General features: G+C 54.7%; 14 protein-coding genes. 11 read left to right on the forward strand and 3 right to left on the reverse strand.

From position 1 onward, the window contains the following. Positions 1-14: 14 nt before the first annotated feature. From JT718_RS11560 to JT718_RS11580, 5 genes are all read left to right on the forward strand, one after another. Positions 15-425, forward strand: coding sequence for a hypothetical protein (locus JT718_RS11560; RefSeq protein WP_205502838.1), 411 nt, complete (start codon positions 15-17; stop codon positions 423-425). Between the two features lie 242 nt (positions 426-667). Further along, positions 668-1,822, forward strand: coding sequence for a 1-deoxy-D-xylulose-5-phosphate reductoisomerase (locus tag JT718_RS11565; RefSeq protein ID WP_205502840.1), 1,155 nt, complete (start codon positions 668-670; stop codon positions 1,820-1,822). Between the two features lie 89 nt (positions 1,823-1,911). Beyond that, a complete protein-coding gene (gene rseP, locus JT718_RS11570; protein WP_205502841.1) occupies positions 1,912-3,225 on the forward strand; it encodes an RIP metalloprotease RseP in 1,314 nt (437 codons plus the stop codon). An 88-nt stretch (positions 3,226-3,313) separates the two neighbouring features. Then, on the forward strand, positions 3,314-3,841 hold the full coding sequence (locus tag JT718_RS11575; protein ID WP_205502843.1) for a DUF6702 family protein: 528 nt from the start codon (positions 3,314-3,316) through the stop codon (positions 3,839-3,841). A gap of 270 nt (positions 3,842-4,111) precedes the next feature. Continuing rightward, entirely contained in the window at positions 4,112-4,942 is an 831-nt protein-coding gene (locus JT718_RS11580; RefSeq protein ID WP_205502844.1) for a hypothetical protein, read from the forward strand. Between the two features lie 323 nt (positions 4,943-5,265). Here the strand turns inward: JT718_RS11580 and JT718_RS11585 are convergent, their stop codons facing one another. Beyond that, positions 5,266-7,176 (reverse strand): OmpA family protein, encoded by a 1,911-nt coding sequence (locus JT718_RS11585; protein ID WP_240337048.1) that lies wholly within the window; start codon positions 7,174-7,176, stop codon positions 5,266-5,268. A gap of 277 nt (positions 7,177-7,453) precedes the next feature. Between JT718_RS11585 and lon the strand changes: the two genes are divergently transcribed. The 5 genes from lon (at position 7,454) to JT718_RS11610 (ending at position 14,984) form a co-directional block, all read left to right on the forward strand. Then, positions 7,454-9,952 (forward strand): endopeptidase La, encoded by a 2,499-nt coding sequence (gene lon, locus JT718_RS11590; protein WP_205502848.1) that lies wholly within the window; start codon positions 7,454-7,456, stop codon positions 9,950-9,952. 24 nt (positions 9,953-9,976) lie between these two features. After that, the gene (gene porQ / locus JT718_RS11595; RefSeq protein ID WP_205502850.1) at positions 9,977-11,023 is read left to right on the forward strand and encodes a type IX secretion system protein PorQ; all 1,047 of its coding nucleotides are present in this window, start codon (positions 9,977-9,979) and stop codon (positions 11,021-11,023) included. Between the two features lie 373 nt (positions 11,024-11,396). Further along, positions 11,397-12,803 carry an ATP-dependent protease ATPase subunit HslU gene (gene hslU / locus JT718_RS11600; protein ID WP_205502851.1) on the forward strand — a complete coding sequence of 469 codons (1,407 nt, stop codon included), beginning with the start codon at positions 11,397-11,399 and terminating at the stop codon, positions 12,801-12,803. 552 nt (positions 12,804-13,355) lie between these two features. Beyond that, positions 13,356-14,084, forward strand: a complete 729-nt coding sequence (locus JT718_RS11605) for an SDR family NAD(P)-dependent oxidoreductase (protein WP_205502854.1) — start codon at positions 13,356-13,358, stop codon at positions 14,082-14,084. Between the two features lie 108 nt (positions 14,085-14,192). Continuing rightward, a complete protein-coding gene (locus JT718_RS11610; protein WP_240337049.1) occupies positions 14,193-14,984 on the forward strand; it encodes a S1/P1 nuclease in 792 nt (263 codons plus the stop codon). A gap of 358 nt (positions 14,985-15,342) precedes the next feature. Here JT718_RS11610 and JT718_RS11615 read toward each other — a convergent pair whose 3' ends face one another. Next, the gene (locus tag JT718_RS11615; protein WP_205502856.1) at positions 15,343-16,464 is read right to left on the reverse strand and encodes a hypothetical protein; all 1,122 of its coding nucleotides are present in this window, start codon (positions 16,462-16,464) and stop codon (positions 15,343-15,345) included. Between the two features lie 347 nt (positions 16,465-16,811). On the opposite strand from JT718_RS11615, the gene JT718_RS11620 reads away from it, so the two are divergent. Beyond that, a complete protein-coding gene (locus tag JT718_RS11620; RefSeq protein WP_205502858.1) occupies positions 16,812-17,192 on the forward strand; it encodes a hypothetical protein in 381 nt (126 codons plus the stop codon). 101 nt (positions 17,193-17,293) lie between these two features. Here JT718_RS11620 and prfB read toward each other — a convergent pair. Further along, positions 17,294-18,371, reverse strand: a protein-coding gene (prfB, locus tag JT718_RS11625) for a peptide chain release factor 2 (protein ID WP_205502860.1) whose coding sequence is annotated in 2 segments (ribosomal slippage) — positions 17,294-18,310 and positions 18,312-18,371 — 1,077 coding nt in all. Because the reading frame shifts where the segments join, the coding sequence is not laid out codon by codon here. Between the last annotated feature and the right edge of the window lie 333 nt (positions 18,372-18,704).

Raw genomic sequence — 18,704 nt, forward strand, 5'->3', positions numbered from 1 at the left:
TTTAGGCCTCTTTTTTGGAAATTGGGTCAGAAACGGGTATTGATAGCTGCTGTATGCTGAGGTTTTATGAGATGATGTATTACGCCATCTACCGGCAACGGCTGGAAGGGAAGGTTGATGGCTTTCATTACGCCACCCGGTTTTACACGTTCTTAGTTTTCCTGAATGCCACTACTTTGCTTTTCCTGTTGAATTCTTTTTTGCAGACCCGGGGTATCCTATCGGCAAAGTCAGAGGTATACTGTTTCCTAGCGGCCATTTTGCTTGGGTTTGGGATGGATGCACTAATGGGCAGGAGGGCAGCTAAGGTTAAGGCGAAATTTGAGAATCAGGATTGGTCAGGCATTGCCACCTGGCTCATGGTGTACCTTGTTTTCAGCTTCGCCTCTTTCCTGGCAGTGGCAATAGCATTCGATTACATGTGAGCTTTGGCCCCACTGATGCCCCTAATTTTTGTCATTCTGAAAGGCCCTTGGTAGGAACGAGCGAAGCCTGTCGTAAGTGTTACTTCTGTTCGCTCTCAAGAATCTTCCAGAAGGATACTAGGAGTGGTTCAGCTGATTAAGCCCTTGGCTTGAACCACCGGGCAAATCAGAAAATAGAAAGAAACTCCCGTTTTTCCCCTAATTTCGCAAAAACAGCCCCTAAACGGCGTTAACCAGAGTACATGAAGAAACGAGTAGCCATTCTTGGCTCAACGGGCTCTATTGGCACCCAGGCGCTGGAGGTGATTCAGGCGCAGCCGCAGGCGTTTGAGGTGGAGGTGCTCACGGCCCATTCTAACGCAGACTTGCTCATTGCCCAGGCCATCGCTTTTCAGCCCAACGTGGTGGTCATCACCAAAGATGAACTGTACGACCAGGTGCGGGCGGCGCTGGAGCCTTACCCCATCAAAGTGTACGCGGGTATGAACGCCGTGAACGGCGTGGTGCAGATGGACTCCGTGGATATGGTGCTCACCGCCATGGTGGGCTACGCCGGACTTCAGCCCACCATTAAGGCCATTGAGGCGGGCAAAGCCATTGCCCTGGCCAACAAAGAGACGCTGGTGGTGGCAGGTCAGTTAATTACCGATCTGGCCCGCCAGAAAGGCGTGAACATTTACCCCGTTGACTCTGAGCACAGTGCCATTTTCCAGTGCCTGGCCGGCGAGTTCCACAACCCTATTGAGAAGATTATCCTCACCGCCTCGGGCGGGCCGTTCCGCGGTCGGGATAGAGCGTACCTGCAAACCGTGACCAAGGCGCAGGCGCTCAAGCACCCCAACTGGGACATGGGGGCCAAGATCACCATTGACTCGGCCTCGCTCATGAACAAAGGGCTGGAGGTGATTGAGGCCAAATGGCTCTTCGGGCTGCGCAACGACCAGATAGAAGTGGTGGTGCACCCACAATCTATCGTGCATTCGCTCGTTCAGTTTGAAGACGGCTCCCTGAAGGCCCAGATGGGCCTGCCCGATATGAAGCTGCCCATCCAGTACGCGCTCAACTATCCTAACCGCCTGAAGGCCGATTTTCCCCGGTTCAACTTCCTTCACTACCCGCAGCTTACCTTTGAGCAGCCCGATGTGGAGACGTTCCAGAACCTGGGACTGGCGTTTGCGGCCATGGAGCGGGGCGGCAACGCCCCGTGCGTGCTCAACGCGGCCAACGAGGTTGCCGTAGCGGCCTTCCTGCGCGAGGAGATTGGCTTTTTGGAGATGTCTGACCTCATCTCTGACTGTCTCGCTAAAGTTGCGTATATTGCCAAGCCTTCTCTGGAGGATTATGTGCAGACCGATCAGGAGGCCCGCCAGGTGGCGTTCAGCCTGATGCAGGCGTAATGCTTCTCTAAAACCGGCGACAAATGGAACAAACCGCACTGGGGCTCTTGAAGTTTCTTGCCCTGGTGCCTACCCTATAACTTCTTTCAATGGATGCATTAGTAATGGCCGGCCAGTTAATTCTGGGCCTGACCATCTTAGTAGGAATACATGAATTAGGCCACATGCTCACGGCCAAATGGTTTGGGATGCGCGTGGAGAAATACGCCATCGGGTTCCCGCCCAAAATTGTGAGCAAGCAGGTGGGCGAAACCGAGTACATGATTGGCATGATTCCGCTGGGCGGTTTCGTGAAGATTTCCGGCATGGTAGACGAGTCGCTGGACACGGCCACGTTAAGCCAGGAGCCGCAGCCGTGGGAGTTCCGGGCCAAACCCGCCTGGCAGCGCCTCATTGTGATGATGGGCGGCATTATCTTCAACGTGATTACCGGTATCATCATTTTCGCGGCGCTCACCTACCTGTACGGCGAGAGCTACCTGCTGGCCAAGGACGTGAAATACGGCATTGAGACCAACGAGATTGGCGAGCAGATTGGCCTGCGCGACGGCGACAAGATTGTGGCCGTCAACGGCAAGCCCCTGGTAGAGTTCCAGGACGTGTACAGCCCCGATGTGCTGCTGGGCCAGAACGCCTCTTACACCGTGGAGCGCAACGGGCAGCAGGTACAGGTTCCCGTGCCCGGCAACCTGATTGACAAACTGGCCGATGGCGACAAGGTAGGCTTTATCATGGCCCGCGAGCCATTTGCGGTAGAGTCTGTGAAAGCCAACAGCCCGGCCTCGGCCGCCGGCCTGCAACCCGGCGACCAGATCACGCAGGTGGGCAACCAGCCGGTGCAGTTCTTCCATGAGTTTCAGCAGGCCCTGCAGGCCCACAAAGGCAAGCCCGTCGCCTTGCAGGTAGACCGCGACGGCAAGCCCGTTACCCTCAACACCACCGTAGACGAAGACGGCACCCTGGGCTTTTACCCAAGGCTGTTATTGCCGCGCGCCACCCGCGAGTACGGGTTGCTGGCTTCCATTCCGGTGGGGGCAGACAAGGCTTTCTCGGTGATCACCACCAACATCAAAGGGTTTGCCAAGATTTTCCGGGCCGAAGTTTCTCCGTCTAAGGCGCTGAGTGGCCCCATTGGCATCGCGCAGATTTTCGGGGGTAATTTCTCCTGGATCAACTTCTGGGCTATTACGGCCATGCTCTCCATGGTGCTGGCCTTCATGAACTTTCTGCCCATTCCGGCCTTGGACGGCGGCCACGTGATGTTCCTGACCTACGAGATGATCTCGGGCCGCAAGCCCTCAGACAAGTTTCTGGAGAACGCGCAGAAAGTGGGTATGGTCCTGCTGCTGGGCCTCATGGGCTTTGCCATCTTCAATGACTTTTTTAAACTGTTATTCAAATAAGGAAGAGCCGCCCAGCGGCGCTGTTGATAACTATTTGCCAGGGAAGACGCACGAGCAGGGCGTCTTTCTCTGTTTATAGGGGAAGAATATGATGAGACAGATGAATAAAACCGGGAGTTGGGCAAAGGGTTGGTGGTGCCTGCTGCTGTTGTTAGTGTGGCTGCCCGCAGTGGCGGGGGCGCATGACTTCCACACCAGCATTACTGATGCCCGCTACAACCCCAAAAATCAGACCTACGAGCTTTCGGTGCGGGTATTTGCCGATGATCTGGAGGAAGCCCTGAGCCGCCGCCACAAGACCACCGTTCGGCTAGACCGGTCTGAGCGCGTGAACAAACTTATTGCCGAGTACCTGCAGACCCATCTGGCCATCTCGGCGGTCAAGGGTACCCGGGCCACCCAGAAGTTTATAGGTGCCCAGGAAGAGGCCGATGCCATCTGGCTGTACGTGGAGATTCCGGCCAGTAAGGCCCCGGCAGGGCAGGTGTGGGTGCAGAACGCGCTTTTAACTGAGATTTTTGACGACCAGACCAATATTTTAAACCTGGAGGTGGCCGGTAAAAAACGCTCGGTGCTTTGCCGTACCGGCGATACCCAGCAGACCATCACCCTGTAGCTAAGGGCAACTAGTCTGTGGCTGCGGTCGAGGGAGAGAAGGCGTTTGCCTTTTTTGCTTCCTAATGTGGCGGGCATTCCTTAGTTTTAAAGAAGAATTATAGTAGAAAGTTGGTGAACCGGAGTGATTCCGACCGGCTTGAAGCAGACCGCTCAAGTGCATCTGTTTTAGGTCAGCGAGAATCTCGTGATTGATGCTGTTGTTGCCTGTGCGAGACGTGAGGGGGAGAAGGATGGAGGCAAGCGTACTGTTAGTTTTTAAAGTGTTTTTATGAAAAAAAGCTTCCTTCCGGTAGCTGGTTTATTACTGGGGTTAGGGGTGAGCAGTTGCTCTTCGGTGTATATGCCCAACGTGCCCAACACTCCCATGCTTACGGCCAAAGGTGAATTGAGCACCGGGGGCCACATCACCCTCAAAGGCAACGCGAGTTTTAACACTGCCTACGCCGTCACCGACCACATTGGCGTGCTGGTGGGTGGGGCCATGATGAACAACAACAAAGACGAGAAAGATTTCAGGCACAACCTGCTGGAGGCCGGCGGCGGTTATTTTACCACGTTCGGCCCTAACCAGAACCGCATTCTGGAGGTGTACGCGGGCCTGGGCCGTGGCAGCAGTGATCGCACCTACAAAGACAAAACCCCCGAAGGGCTCATGACCTATGACCGCCAGGAAACCACCTTCAACAAGTACTTTCTGCAGGTCAATTATTCTTCCAAGAAAAAGCGCCTGCTGCGTCTGTTCGGCTCTGAGCATACCTTGAATTACGGGACGGCCCTGCGCCTGAGCTATCTCACCATGGACGAGTTCTACCGCAATGACGTGAAGCAGCCCACCGAGGACAATATCTTCTTTGAGCCCGTCTTTTACACCCGCATGTCGCTCACGCCGGCCATTCAGTTGCAGTACACCAGCGGCAGCAACTTCGGGCTCAAGAACCGCGACTTCATGACTGCCGGAAACTCGGTGTTCAGCATTGGGTTTATTGTGAACGTGGGAGGCTTGAAGCTGAAAAAGGACCCGCCCAGACCCGAGGACAGGACCCCGGCCCTGCCGCAGATTCCGCCTTCCTGGAAGAAAAAGGGCAGCATCAAACTATAGCTGAAGCCTGCTCCAAGCCGATACACTGACAAAATGCTACTCACTTGTTACAGCAGGTGAGTAGCATTTTTGTTGCTGGCAACGTGGGGCAGGAAGCAATATGCTGTTTAGTCCTGTTTGGGAGCTTCTTTTCAGAAAAGAGCCCCGAAATAGGATTATGGATTGTTTACGCGTTTGCTCACCATGGCGCGGAAGTAAATCCGCGCCATGGTAGTTTTCAATACTAAATCAGCCCAACTATTCTAAATAAAAAAGCGATTCGGGGCTGTTTTGCGCAAAACAGCCCCGAATCGCTCTTCAGGAGGAAACCCTTCACGGGGCGCTTACCAATCGCCGCCGCCGGTGGCGGCATCTTTGGGTTTGATGAGTTTGAACTCTACCCGGCGGTTCACGGCGCGGTCCTCGATGGTGAGTTCGGGTTTGATGGGTTCTGAGCTGCCTTTGCCCACGGCGTCAATGCGGCCGGGCGCCAGTTGGCCTTTGTCTTCCAGGTACTTCTGGATAGAGAACGCCCGCCACTGTGAAAGCTCAATGTTGGCGTTGGGGTCGCCGCTGCTGTCGGTGTGGCCTTCAATGCTGAGGCGTACCTGCGGGTGGTCTACCAGGAACAGCACAATGCGGTCCAGGGTAGGTTTCATGGCATCCTTGATCTCGGCCTTGCCCTCGTCAAACTCCAGGTTCTTGAAAATGAGCGGAATGCTGTAGTCAATGAGCGTGGTCATGATCTTGAGCACCGTGTCCTGCTTCAGGTCAATTTCCTTCTCAATGGAGAAGAAATCGGGGCTCTGGATCATCATCATGTAGCGGCTGTTGTCAATGAGGTCAAAGTCAAACGAGCCGTCTTCGCGCAGGTATTTAGAGGCCACCTCAATGCCGTTGTCCAGGTCAATGATGGAGATGATGCCGTTCAGGGGCTTGTGGGTCACCGAATCGGTGAGCACGCCGGTGAGTTTGGTCACAGCCAAGGGGTGCGCCTCCATGGGCAGCGGGAAGGAGTACAGGTCCAGGTTCTTCAGGTCTGAGGGCTCCGAGCGGGCGTAGTACAGGTTGGTGGAGTTGGCGTTGATGGTGAAATAGTACTCGCTTCCCTGGCCGTTCACCAGCGGCCCAATGTTGCGCGGCTCCTGCCAGCGGTCGTTCACCCTGTACGATTTGTAGATGTCAAAGTCCCCGAAGTTGAGCAACTGCCCCCGCGAACTGAAGTACAGTACCTGGTACAGCGGGTGGAAGTACGGGCTCACTTCGCTCTCGCGGGTGTTGATAACGGGCCCCAGGTTCTGCGCCGGTGCCCACTGCCCGTTTTTCTGCTTGTAGGTGAAGTAAATGTCAGACATGCCAAAGCCGCCCAGGCGGTCAGAGGCAAAATACAGCGTGTCTTCCTGCGGCGAAAGGGTGGGCTGCGAGTCCCAGGCGTTGCTGTTCACGGCAGCGCCCAGGTTTTTGATCTGGCCCCAGGAGCCATCGCCCAGGCGGGTGGCGCTGTACAGGTCGCAGTTGCCCAGGCCGTCAGGACTATCGCAGCGGGCGAAGTACAGGGTCTTGCCATCGCGGCTGAGGCAGGCCGAGCCTTCGTTGTACACGCTGTTAATGGGTTTTCCGAAGGATTGGCCCTCTTGCCAGAAACCGCCCTCAAAACGGGAGAAGTACAGGTCCTCGTCGGTGCCTTTGCCTTTTACGCCTTTGCGGCGCGAAGTGTAAATGAACAGCTCCTCGTCTGAGTGCACCGCCGGGCCGTAATCCTCGGCCTTGGAGTTGATGGCGTCGCCCATGTTGGTGTAAATGCCGCGCGGCGGCTTGAACGTGGCCACCGATTTGCGGTACTCCACCAGCTCATAGTAGTAGTTGAGCGGCACGTACAGGTCTTTGTTCTTCTGCTCCAAAGAGTCATAGTACTGCTGCACCTGCCTGATGTCGGTACGGTGGTGCTTCAAGACCAGGCGGTAGTAAGCAATGGCCCGGTCCTTCTGCCCCAAACGCTCATACAATTGGCCCAAACGCCAGAGAAGTTTTGTATCTTTATAGAAATTTTCAATCCCGAAATTTCCCACGTACTCCGCCAGCAGGGGCAAGACCTTGTCCCAGGCTTTTTTCTTCTCCAGTTTTAGAATGCTCTGGTACTTGGCTCTGTTGTAGTAAAAGGGAACGCGGTTGATGTTGGGGAACTCCAGGACAATCCCCGCCGGGGGAGCTTTCCGCTTAAGGGAGTCATTGACGGGCTTTAGCTTGAGACGCAAGGGCGCCTTGGTTTGGCCGGCAGCGGAGAAACCAAAGGCACAGAGGAGCAGGAAAAATAGAAGATAACCGGTACGCGACATAGGGTAAACAGGCCGGGGAAAGCATTTTTTCTCCCCACAATACCAAATGTAGTTCTTTCTGAGGTGAAATTTAACCCCAGAGTCCAGATTTCCGGCCAGATATTGGCACAGCTCTTGACAAGTATATACCTTAAAGGCAAACAACAGAACCTACGGGAGGATTGCTGCCAAATTGGCACCCTCAGAGACACAACGTATGAATTATATCCAAGAGAACTTACTACAGCAACTCATGTTGTCTGATTTGACTGACGATGGCAATGGCGATATCATCTCCATTATCACCTCAGAACTGGACGACGAAGGAGGCGCTGAGAAAAATACCCCAGAAACCCTGCCGCTGCTGCCCATCAGAAACACCGTGTTGTTTCCGGGCGTGGTCATTCCCATCACGGTAAGCCGGAAAAAATCGGTGCGGTTGGTGCGCAAAGCCTACCGTGGCGACAAAACCGTGGGCGTGGTGGCCCAGAAAAACATGTCGGCCGAGGAGCCTATGCCCGATGATCTGTACGGGGTGGGCACCATGGCCAAGATCCTGAAAATGCTGGTGTTGCCAGACGGCAATACCACCATCATCATTCAGGGCCAGAGCCGTTTCAAGATTGACGAGGTCACCCAGGAAGACCCCTATCTGGTGGCCAAGGTTTCCTATTGCCCCGAGACCTTCCCGAACCAAAAGAGCAAGGAAGTAAAGGCCTTAGTACAGTCCCTGCAGGAGGCGGCCGCCAAAATCCTGAAGTTGAACCCTGAGATTCCGCAGGAGGCGCAGGTGGCCCTGGACAATATTGACAGCCCTTCGTTTCTGACCCATTTTCTGTCTTCCAACATCAATGTGGAAGTGGCCCAGAAACAGAAACTGCTGGAGATTAACGACGGCGTGGAGCGTGGCACCACCTTGCTGCAGCTCATGATGCGCGAAATCCAGATGTTGGAGATCAAGCAGGAAATCCATACCAAAGTACACTCAGACATAGACGAGCAGCAGCGCGACTATTTTCTGCGCCAGCAGATCAAAGTCTTGCAGGATGAACTGGGCATGGACGGTCCGGAGCAGGAAGTGGAGAAAATGCGCGCCGTCGCGGCCAAGAAAAAGTGGCCCGAAACGGTTGCCAAACACTTCAGCAAGGAACTGGACAAATTGAGCCGCCTCAATCCGCAGGCTGCTGAGTACCCCATTTCCCTGAACTACTGTGAATTCCTGCTGGACCTGCCCTGGAGCGAGTTCACCAAAGACAATTTCAACCTGAAGCGCACCAAAAAGATCCTGGACACCGACCATTATGGTTTGGAGAAGGTGAAAGAGCGCATTCTGGAGTACCTGGCCGTTCTTAAACTGAAGAACGACATGAAAGCGCCTATTCTTTGCCTGTACGGGCCTCCGGGCGTGGGGAAAACCTCGCTGGGCCGTTCCGTGGCCAAAGCTTTGGGACGTAAATACGTGCGCATTGCCTTAGGTGGGGTGCGCGATGAGGCGGAGATCAGAGGCCACCGCAAAACCTACGTGGGTGCTATGCCGGGCCGTATCATCAGCCAGATCAAGAAAGTGGGTTCTTCCAACCCGGTGATGATCCTGGACGAGGTGGATAAGCTGACTTCTGATTTCAGAGGTGATCCGTCTAGTGCGTTGCTGGAGGTGCTGGACCCTGAGCAGAACCATACCTTCGCGGATAACTACCTGGAGGTGGAATACGACTTGTCCAAAGTCCTGTTCATCGCCACGGCCAACTCTCTGGACACCATTCATCCGGCCCTGCGCGACCGCATGGAGATCATTGAGGTGACGGGTTACACCATTGAGGAGAAAACCGAGATTGCCAAGCGCCACCTTATTCCTAAACTGAAGGAAGACCACGGCCTGACGGCCAAAGACGTGGCTCTGTCCAACGCGGCTATCCAGAAAGTGATTGAAGACTACACCCGCGAGTCGGGCGTGCGGAATTTGGAGCGCAAGTTGGGCGCGGTAATCCGGAACGTGGCCAAATCCAAAGCCATGGAAGAGGAGTGGCCTGCCAAACTGGAGCCGAAAGACGTGTCCCGTATTCTGGGACCGGAGATTTTTGACAAAGAGATTTACCAGGACAACGAAACCGCCGGGGTGGTAACCGGCTTGGCCTGGACCTCGGTGGGCGGCGATATCTTGTTCGTGGAATCATTGCTGAGCCGTGGCAAAGGCAAACTGACCTTATCGGGGCAACTGGGCGATGTGATGAAGGAATCAGCCATCACGGCGGTTTCTTACCTGCGCGCCCACGCTGATGAGTTGGAGGTGGATTACCGTCTCTTCGACCAGTACGACCTGCACATCCACTTCCCCGAAGGGGCGGTGCCGAAAGATGGACCAAGCGCCGGAATTGCTATCTTTACTTCCATCGCGTCGGTGTTCACGCAGCGCAAAGTGCGGTCGCATCTGGCCATGACCGGTGAGATTACGCTGCGCGGAAAAGTACTGCCGGTAGGCGGCATCAAAGAGAAGATTCTGGCGGCCAAGCGCGCGGGCATCAAAGACGTGATTTTGTGCTACAAGAACCGCAAAGACGTGGAAGAGATTTCGGCGCACTACATTGAGGGCCTGAACATCCACTACGTGGACCGCGTGGACGAGGTGCTGGAAATCGCCTTGCTGGAGGAGAAAGTGGCCAAGCCGCTGGACCTGCGCGTGCGCGAAGAAGCGGTGCCGGTAAAAGCAGAAAGTTGATTTAAAGCTATTTTACGATAAACGATGCAGAAACGCCTTTTCCTTCTGGGACTCCTGTTAGCGGCCTTGGTGCCGCTGGCTTCGGCCCAGGTGGGAGGGCGTTCTATGTTTCGGTTCCTGGACATCCCTACCCACGCCCGCGTGGCGGCCTTGGGCGGCGTGAACATTTCCTCGGGGCTGGAAGACGTGAATGCGGTGACGGCCAATCCAGCGCTGATGCACGGCAAAACCGATAACCACTTGGGGCTAACGTACCTCAACTACCTGGCCGATGTCAGCCAGAATAACCTCAACTACACCTTAGAGAGCAGCCGTTGGGGCCGCAACGCCATTGGTGTGCAGTACCTGGACTACGGCTCGTTCACCCAAACCAACGATGCCGGGCTGGAGGAAGGCAGCTTTAAGGTGCGGGATTACGCGCTTACCCTTTCGCACGCGGCCACCATTGAGCATTTCACGCTGGGCGCTACCGCAAAACTGGCTATTTCCAGCATTGCCGGAGACCAGGCGTTAGCCACACTAGTAGATTTAGGCGGCACGTTCAAGCATCCGCAGAAGGATTTTGTGGTGGGTTTGCTCATCAAGAACCTGGGCGTGATGGTGAACCCCTATGACAACGGTGAGCGCGAAGAAATGCCGCTGGACATCCAGTTGGGTGCCAGTTTCAAGCCCGAGCACGCGCCGTTCCGCTTATCGGTGACCGCGCATCACCTGCATCGCTTCGACATTGTGTACCTGGACCCGAACAAGAAAGGCACCCTCAACGAGAACAACGAGGAAGTAAAGGAAGAAAAAACCTTCGGTGATAAACTGGCAAGACACTTTGTGGTGGGCGGCGAGTTTATTCTGGGGCCGGGTTTTCAGTTGCGGGCGGGCTACAACCACCTCAGAAGAAAAGAGCTGGTGGTGGAGAACGTGGGTGGCATGGCGGGTTTTTCCTTCGGGACATCTATCAAAGTGCACGCGTTTCGGTTTGAGTACACGTACGCCAAATTTCACGTAGCCGGGGCCAGCAATTACCTCACCCTGAACACCGACCTGAACCGTTTCCTGAAAAAGAAGCTGGATTGAAGATGTGGAGATGGGAAGATTTGGAAATTTGGAGATGTCCAGAGGTGCGAATAACTCTCCCCGATTGTCCTCCTGAAAGGATCTTGTGGGCGAACTTAAAAGGTGCCTGTTCAGCGACCGGGAATCTGAAGAGTTGGAGGGTTTCTGTTTTGGGGCCGAATTCCTGAAAACGGACGTAAAACCGACAGAATGCTTGCCTGATGTAGGAGAGGGGCCAACAAGTTCTTTCCCCCAGTCGTTTAGGTCAGGAAGAGCAGTTTAAAAAATGAAAAAGGAGGGGCAAGAGGCCGCTCCAGACCTATAAATTTCATGAATGGAATGCGTGGTACATCTCATTCACTCCACCACGCATTCACACAATCACTCATTTAACATGTTAGATTCAAGCAAGTATTTAACCCCCAGCCAGATTGTAGCCGAGCTAGATAAATATATCATTGGGCAGCACGACGCCAAACGCAACGTGGCCATTGCGTTGCGCAACCGCTGGCGCCGGATGCACGCCAACCCCGAGATGCAGAAGGAGATTGTGCCCAACAACATCCTCATGATTGGCGCTACTGGGGTAGGTAAAACCGAAATCGCGCGCCGTTTGGCCAGCATTGCTGATGCGCCGTTTACCAAAGTGGAAGCCTCTAAATTCACCGAAGTGGGCTACGTGGGCCGCGACGTGGAAAGCATGGTGCGCGACCTGGTAGAACAGGCCGTGAACATGGTCAAAACCCGCAAGAAGGAAGAAGTAAAGCTACAGGCCGCCCAGCAAGTGGAGGAAGTGATCCTGGATGCGCTGATCCCGCCCATCAGCCAGCCGGGCAACCGCGACATGGTGGGCTTTGGCAGCAACAATCATCCCACCTCAGACATCCCCGACAGCGACCATGAATTGAACGAGCGCACGCGCGAGCGTTTCCGGGAAAAGATCAGGAACGGCGAGTTGGAGGACCGTAAAATCGACATCAAGGTATCGCAGAACCCTACCTCAGGGGTGGGCATCGCCGGCCCGGGCATGGACGAAATGTCCATGATGAACATCCAGGAGATGATCGGGAACATGATGCCCAAGAAAACCAAGAAGCGGAAAGTAACCATCGCCGAGGCCCGCAAACTGCTTCTGGAAGAGGAAGCTGCCAAGCTCATTGACATGGACGAGGTGAAGGAAGAAGCCATTTCCAAAGCCGAGAACGCCGGCATTATCTTCATTGATGAAATTGACAAGGTAGCCAGCTCCAGCAACAAAGGCGGCGGCGGTCCTGACGTGAGCCGCGAAGGCGTGCAGCGCGACCTGCTTCCTATTGTGGAAGGCAGCACCGTGAACACCAAGTACGGCGTCATCAAAACCGACCATATTCTGTTCATCGCGGCCGGGGCGTTTCACGTGGCTAAGCCCTCAGACTTGATTCCGGAGTTGCAGGGCCGTTTCCCCATCAGAGTGGAACTGCAGAGTCTCAGCACCGACGATTTCTACCAGATCCTGAAGTACCCTAAAAACGCCCTGACCAAGCAGTACGAAGAACTGCTCCGCGCCGAGGGTGTGGAACTCAGTTTCACCGATGAGTCCCTGCATAAGCTTGCCGAAATCTCCTTCCAGGTGAACGCCGAAGTGGAGAACATCGGGGCCCGCAGACTGCAAACCGTCATGAGCCGCCTGCTCAACGACATCCTGTTTGACGTACCCGACACCATCCCCGCCAACGCACGCCTCATGATCACCCCAGAATTGGTGGAGGAGCGTCTCCGCGACATGGTGAAAAACCGCGACCTGAGCCAATACATTCTTTAAGTAGGAAGTAAGAATTGAAGGAGCCGCTGCCGAATGGGGAGTGGCTCTTTTGTTTTCGGGCTGTTTTGGGGAAAGGAGGGTGAAAACGGAATTGGCGGAGACGCTCGCAGGTCCCGCGGCCGCTACGAGGTCTTTTGAGAGGCGACAAGGCGGAGGCAGACGCAATAGACCCACCCCTGCCCCTCCCAGGAGGGGAGTTTCTGTTTTCTAGCTGGTTTTCAGAATTCAAGCCGAAAACAGTTTGATGCAGCTGTGCATGGGACTATACTTTGGAGTTCCCATTCCCGTAACTTAATTTTCAAGGCTGCAGAGAGAAGTATTTACTCCCTCTAAACACGCATACCCGAAACTCCCCTCCTGGGAGGGGCGGGGGGTGGGTTCAATGAGCTTCCCACCGCCTTACCGCCTCTCAAAAGACCTCGTAGCGTCCGCAGGACCTGCGAGCGTCTCTGCCCACGACCTTACCCCAACTTTCCTCCCAAGATTTTGCGTATGCAGCAGAAAGGACGTTCTTAGCCCCCCATTCCTAATTCTAAATTCCTAATTAGAAATATGCACTACTATATCATCACCGGAGCCAGCCGTGGGCTGGGGAAAGCGTTGGCCGAGGCCTTGCTGGAAAACGAGCAGAACTTTGTGATAGGCGTGTCCCGCAACAATACCCTTACGCACGCCCGCTACCGGCACCAGCCGCTGGACTTTTCAGACATTGCCGGGGTAGAGCACAACCTGCACAAGGTGTTCGCCCCGCTGGAAGATGCCCAGAAAATAGTGCTGGTGAACAACGCCGGGGTCATTGGAGAAATAGGCTACATGGGCCAGAGCAAAAACGAGCACTTTGAGTACGTGTTTGACGTGAATGTGATTGTGCCGGCCATGTTCATGAACCTGTTTCTGCAAAGCTACCAGCACCGCCCTCACTGCCAGAAAATGATTGTGAACATCAGCTCCGGGGCCGGGCAGAAAGCGAAGGACGGCTGGGCCGCCTACTGCGCTTCCAAAGCCGCCCTGGACATGCTCTCGCAAACGGCGCAGCTGGAGCAGCAGCAACTGGGCACCGGGGTAAAGGTATTCTCGGTGGCGCCCGGCATCATTGACACCGAGATGCAGGAGCAGATCAGGGAGGCTCCGGTGGAGCAGTTCAGCAGTGTGCAGCAGTTCAGGGAGTACAAAAAACAGGGGGCCCTGGCCTCGCCCCAGGAAGCGGCGCAGAAGATTCTCCGCCTGATAGACGAGCCGCAGATTGCGCGGGGCGTGGTGTGCTCCGTGCGGGATTTCTAGCCGTTTTGGGCCCGTTTCAGGAAAACAGCCTCTAAACTCCGGGACAGGATTTGGGGCAGCCCAGATTTTTAGGCTACTTTTGCAGACCCTTCAACATTAAAAACAGCCATGAGCGTTTTCAAGAAATTAGTAGCACTCTGCCTCTTCATGTACCTGCCGTTCCAGTCAATGGCGTGGGGCATGCTGGGCCACCGCATCGTGGGCGAGATTGCCGACCGGCACATCTCCTCCAAAACCAGGAAGAACATCAAGAAGATTCTGGGCAATGAGTCTATTGCCATGGCCAGCAACTGGGCCGATTTCATCAAGTCTGACCCCGCGTACAACTACCTGGGCAACTGGCACTACATCAACCTGAAGCAAGGCTTGACCCAGGCTGAGGTGGAGAAGCACCTTCTGAACGATACCACCACCAACGCCTTCACACGCATCAACTTCCTTAAAAACGAGCTGAAGAAGAAGGACCTTGCGCAGGATAAGAAAGTGATGTACCTGCGCCTGCTCATCCACTTTGTGGGCGATGTGCACCAACCCATGCACGTGGGCCGGCCAGAGGATCTGGGCGGCAACCGGGTGCGGGTGCAGTGGTTCAACCAGCCCTCTAACCTGCACCGCGTGTGGGACGAGCAACTGGTGGAGTACCAGGAGCTGAGCTACACCGAGTACACCGCCGCCATCAACTTTGCTACCAGGAGCCAGGTAAAGACGTGGCAGCAGCAGCTCATGCCGCAGTGGTTCTTTGAGTCATACCAGATCGCCGACCGCTTGTACCAGGGCATCACCAAACCCGAGGAAAGATTGAGCTACCAGTACAACTTTGAGCACGTGCAAACCCTGAACGAGCAGCTCCTGAAAGGCGGGGTACGGCTGGCCGGAGTGCTGGACGAAATCTTCGGGTAATTGTGATTCTTTCGTTTCTGGGGTAATATCCGGAAAACATAGCAAGAAGGGCGGGCACTGCAAAAGTGCCCGCCCTTCTTGCTTTTTCAGAACATACCCCACGCTCGCCACAGGCGAGTGTGCGCTATGGGGCGGCCTCTGGCCGCTATGCAGGAAAGTAGTGATTGGCTCGCTTTGGAATGAATGATTGGAGCTCTTCGCGGCCGGACCCCGCCTTATAGCCTACACTCGCACTCATATTGATTTTAACTATTCACCCCTTCCTCACTGCATAGCGGCCAGAGGCCGCCGGATTTCTCACACTCGCCAGAGGCGAGCGAGGGAATATGTAAGCAGTTTGCCAAGAAAGGAGAATTGCTTACTGCTTCACTTTTAGTGCCCGCAGCTCTTCGTCAATTTTCTGGTTCCAGCGTTCCTGGGCCATGCGGTTAAGGCCGTGGCCGGTTTCGCCGTCGTATTGCTTCTGGAGGCGGTCCATTTCCCAGAGCGCTTCCAGGTACTGGTATTTGATGATGCTCTCGTAGTCTTCCAGCGTCAGTTTTTCGGGCTTGATGCGCTGTTTGTAGTGCTCAGACACCAATTTCACAATGTCAAAGTGCCGTTGCTCATGGTTCAGGGCGTAGTCGTTTTTGGCGCTGGGCAGCACTTTAGAGAGGTTGCGCAGAATATACGGTTTGGTAGACACCCGCACGTGAATCACGCCGTTCTGCACTGTGGCATAGATGTCGTTGGAGAGCCCGGGGAAGACCGACGCCGCAAACGAACCCGAAATACGCGAGCCACCCTGGAAATCACTCCAACTCAGCGGACGGCTAGGGTCGTAGAACAGGGTGTCATCGTCCTGGTTGCGGGTGTAGTCTTCAAAGGAGACTTTGATTGACCGGGCCAGTTTCTCGTTGGTGGGTGCCTCTTGCTCTACCCAGGTGGTGAGATACCGCAACGACTCAGACAGCATCTTGCGCAGCGTAGGCTCCACCACCGACTGGTTCCCGATGGGGCGGGCGTAGCGGGCCCCGCTCCTGTAGTCGAACAGATGCAGCCGCTTGCCTTCGCGCTGCACCTCAAAGGTGGCCACAATCTGCATCTGCCCCTCTACCCGGGAACCCGAGGTTTGTTTCTCGGTGACCTGATATTCCTTCAAGCGCATGACAATGGGCCTGAGCTTAGGATTGTGCGAAAAGCTTTCCTTGATGTATTTCTTGATAGCAGGCACGCTGCCGCCCTGGAAGTCTACCGTCTTCGGTGTTGAACTCCCGGTGGAAGGAGTGGGCACCAACAAACCCACGCCTTTGGCATTGGGGCGCTCGTCAATCACATCACTGATGTAGAACTCCCTGGTCTGGAACGGAAGCTGCTCAGATTTGAGCACCAGCGGTCCCATTTTAGCTATGGGTTGCCCCGCACCGCGCATCGCCAGCAGCGAGAGGACCAGCAGCGGCGCGGCCAGCAAGAAAAGCCCGCGCCGGAAATATGTTTTCATTTCGCCTCCGTATAAAATAGAAGCAAACTTAGAAGCCATGGTCGTACGATATGGTTTTGGAGAGTGCTGCCGTTGTAGAGAAAAGGCAGCTTTTGAGAAGAGAACATGCCGTTTAGGGCATGGGTTCAAAAGACCGAGTCTATGTAAACAGGTGAACAGGTGGGCAGTTGTAGGACAAAGGTTTTAAGGCTGTTTTCAGGAAAACAGGCCCAAAACGGGACTGTCACTTAGTTGCGATTTTCTCCGGTTGCCTTTGGCTTTTGTGTAGCGGGTGGAAAGCAACGTGTCCTTGAGCCCTGAAGCCGCCTTGCTGCTTGCCTACTTTCAATAGGATGTATCTCAATATTATGGAAAAGAAGATCTTACTGGGTGGGGTGCTGTTGCTGCTGGCGAACATGGCCGTGGCCCAGACACCCTCCGATAGCCTCCATCCGAGGCCAAACCCCTCACAAGCCCCGAAACTCAAGATTGAGCCTTTCAGGAAGGATCAACTCTTTCAGAAGTCTCCCCTAAAGCTGTACGCCGATGCCCTTCCCCAAGCCCAGGCTTTTGCAGGGGAAGAAACCATCATCTACAGCAACATGCCGCAGGCCAAGTTCGGGCGGAAGCAAGACGATTTGCCTGTGGTCAAACCAGAGGCCAGGGTGCACCACCACCTGCTGAAGAAGAAATACAAAGTGCTGCCGGTGCCTAAGAACTCAGGCGTTGAGTCTGAGGGATTGGAATAACTTTTCTGCGTTTTTGCGGTCTTTTCCCAAATAGCTATCAAAAACAAAGGCCTTTCTGAGCTGCTCAGAAAGGCCTTTGTTTTTGTAAACGCATCAGGTGTTTAAGCTTGCATCAGGTACGCCTTGATGTATTCATCCAGGTCGCCGTCCAGCACGTTCTGCACGTCTGAACGCTCCACGCCGGTTCTGATGTCTTTCACCAGTTTGTACGGGTGCAGCACGTAGTTCCGGATCTGCGAACCGAAATCAATGCGTTTCTTGGTGCTTTCCAGCTTGTCGCGTTCCTCGTTGCGCTTGTTGATCTCAATCTGGTAGAGCTGCGATTTCAGCATCCGGATGGCGTGCTCTTTGTTCATGAGCTGCGAGCGCTCAATCTGGCAGGCAATCACAATCCCAGACGGTTTGTGTTTCAAACGCACGGCGGTTTCCACCTTGTTCACGTTCTGACCACCCGCACCACCGGAACGGAAGGTATCCCACTCAATATCGGCGGGGTTCACGTTGATCTCAATGGTATCGTCTACAATAGGGTAGGCGAACACGGAGGCAAACGACGTATGGCGACGTCCGCCGGAATCGAACGGAGAAATACGCACCAGGCGGTGCACGCCAATTTCGGCCTTCAGATAGCCGTAGGCAAAATCGCCCTCAAATTGCAAAGTAGCTGATTTAATCCCGGCACCTTCGCCCGGCTGGAAGTCGATCTGTTTCACGGAATAGCCTTTGCGCTCGCCCCACATGAGGTACATGCGGTAGAGCATCTCGGCCCAGTCCTGGCTTTCGGTTCCGCCGGCCCCGGAGTTTACTTCCAGAATGGCGCCCAGCTGGTCTTCCTCGTTGCTGAGCATCCGCTTGAACTCCAGGTTCTCCACGGTTTCCTCGGCGGCTTTGAACTCGGCGTTCATGTCTTCTTCAGACACTTCGCCTTCCTTGTAAAAGTCGAAGAGCACTTCTACGTCCTCCACGGCCTTGGAAGTAGCTTCAAAGTCATCGGTCCAGGTCTTCAGGCTCTTGGCCTCCTTCAGCACTGTTTCGGCTTTCTTGGGATCATCCCAGAAGTCTGGGGCAGTGGATTGCGCCTCAATGGCTGTTACTTGTTCTTTCTTGGCATCGTAGTCAAAGATACCTCCTCAACGCCTCTACACGGCCTTTCAATTCTTTTATCTGGTCTTGGGTCATAGGTTCAAAATGCTAAAAGCAGTATGCGCAAAGATAGTGGTTATAAGGGAAGATGGTGTAAAAGGTTAGATATCAGGCCAGGGTTGGTTTGACAATTATGGACCATGCGGTATGTAGCGGCGTTACCCTGTACCGCCGTGGCTCCACGCAGCGATTTCGGATGAGGTCGCTGAGAACCGCCTTTGCCATTATTTTCCCCGCAGGGGAGAAAAGGTTTGTTCTGGGTGAGCCCATCATTTCCATAGAACCACGGCGTTACAGGTAAGGCCGCTACGCCTCTTGCTCAAAAGACCTCGTAGTGTGCGCAGTTCCTACGAGTGTCTAAGCCAAAAA

Source organism: Rufibacter psychrotolerans (assembly GCF_016924645.1).
GTDB classification, from domain to species: domain Bacteria; phylum Bacteroidota; class Bacteroidia; order Cytophagales; family Hymenobacteraceae; genus Nibribacter; species Nibribacter psychrotolerans.

Bases quoted from the DNA above. Each gene is read 5' to 3' on its own strand.
- JT718_RS11565 (WP_205502840.1), top strand. From the start codon at position 668: ATGAAGAAACGAGTAGCCATTCTTGGCTCAACGGGCTCTATTGGCACC.
- rseP (WP_205502841.1), top strand. From the start codon at position 1,912: ATGGATGCATTAGTAATGGCCGGCCAGTTAATTCTGGGCCTGACCATC.
- JT718_RS11575 (WP_205502843.1), top strand. From the start codon at position 3,314: ATGATGAGACAGATGAATAAAACCGGGAGTTGGGCAAAGGGTTGGTGG.
- JT718_RS11580 (WP_205502844.1), top strand. From the start codon at position 4,112: ATGAAAAAAAGCTTCCTTCCGGTAGCTGGTTTATTACTGGGGTTAGGG.
- lon (WP_205502848.1), top strand. From the start codon at position 7,454: ATGAATTATATCCAAGAGAACTTACTACAGCAACTCATGTTGTCTGAT.
- porQ (WP_205502850.1), top strand. From the start codon at position 9,977: ATGCAGAAACGCCTTTTCCTTCTGGGACTCCTGTTAGCGGCCTTGGTG.
- hslU (WP_205502851.1), top strand. From the start codon at position 11,397: ATGTTAGATTCAAGCAAGTATTTAACCCCCAGCCAGATTGTAGCCGAG.
- JT718_RS11605 (WP_205502854.1), top strand. From the start codon at position 13,356: ATGCACTACTATATCATCACCGGAGCCAGCCGTGGGCTGGGGAAAGCG.
- JT718_RS11610 (WP_240337049.1), top strand. From the start codon at position 14,193: ATGAGCGTTTTCAAGAAATTAGTAGCACTCTGCCTCTTCATGTACCTG.
- JT718_RS11615 (WP_205502856.1), bottom strand. From the start codon at position 16,464: ATGAAAACATATTTCCGGCGCGGGCTTTTCTTGCTGGCCGCGCCGCTG.
- JT718_RS11620 (WP_205502858.1), top strand. From the start codon at position 16,812: ATGGAAAAGAAGATCTTACTGGGTGGGGTGCTGTTGCTGCTGGCGAAC.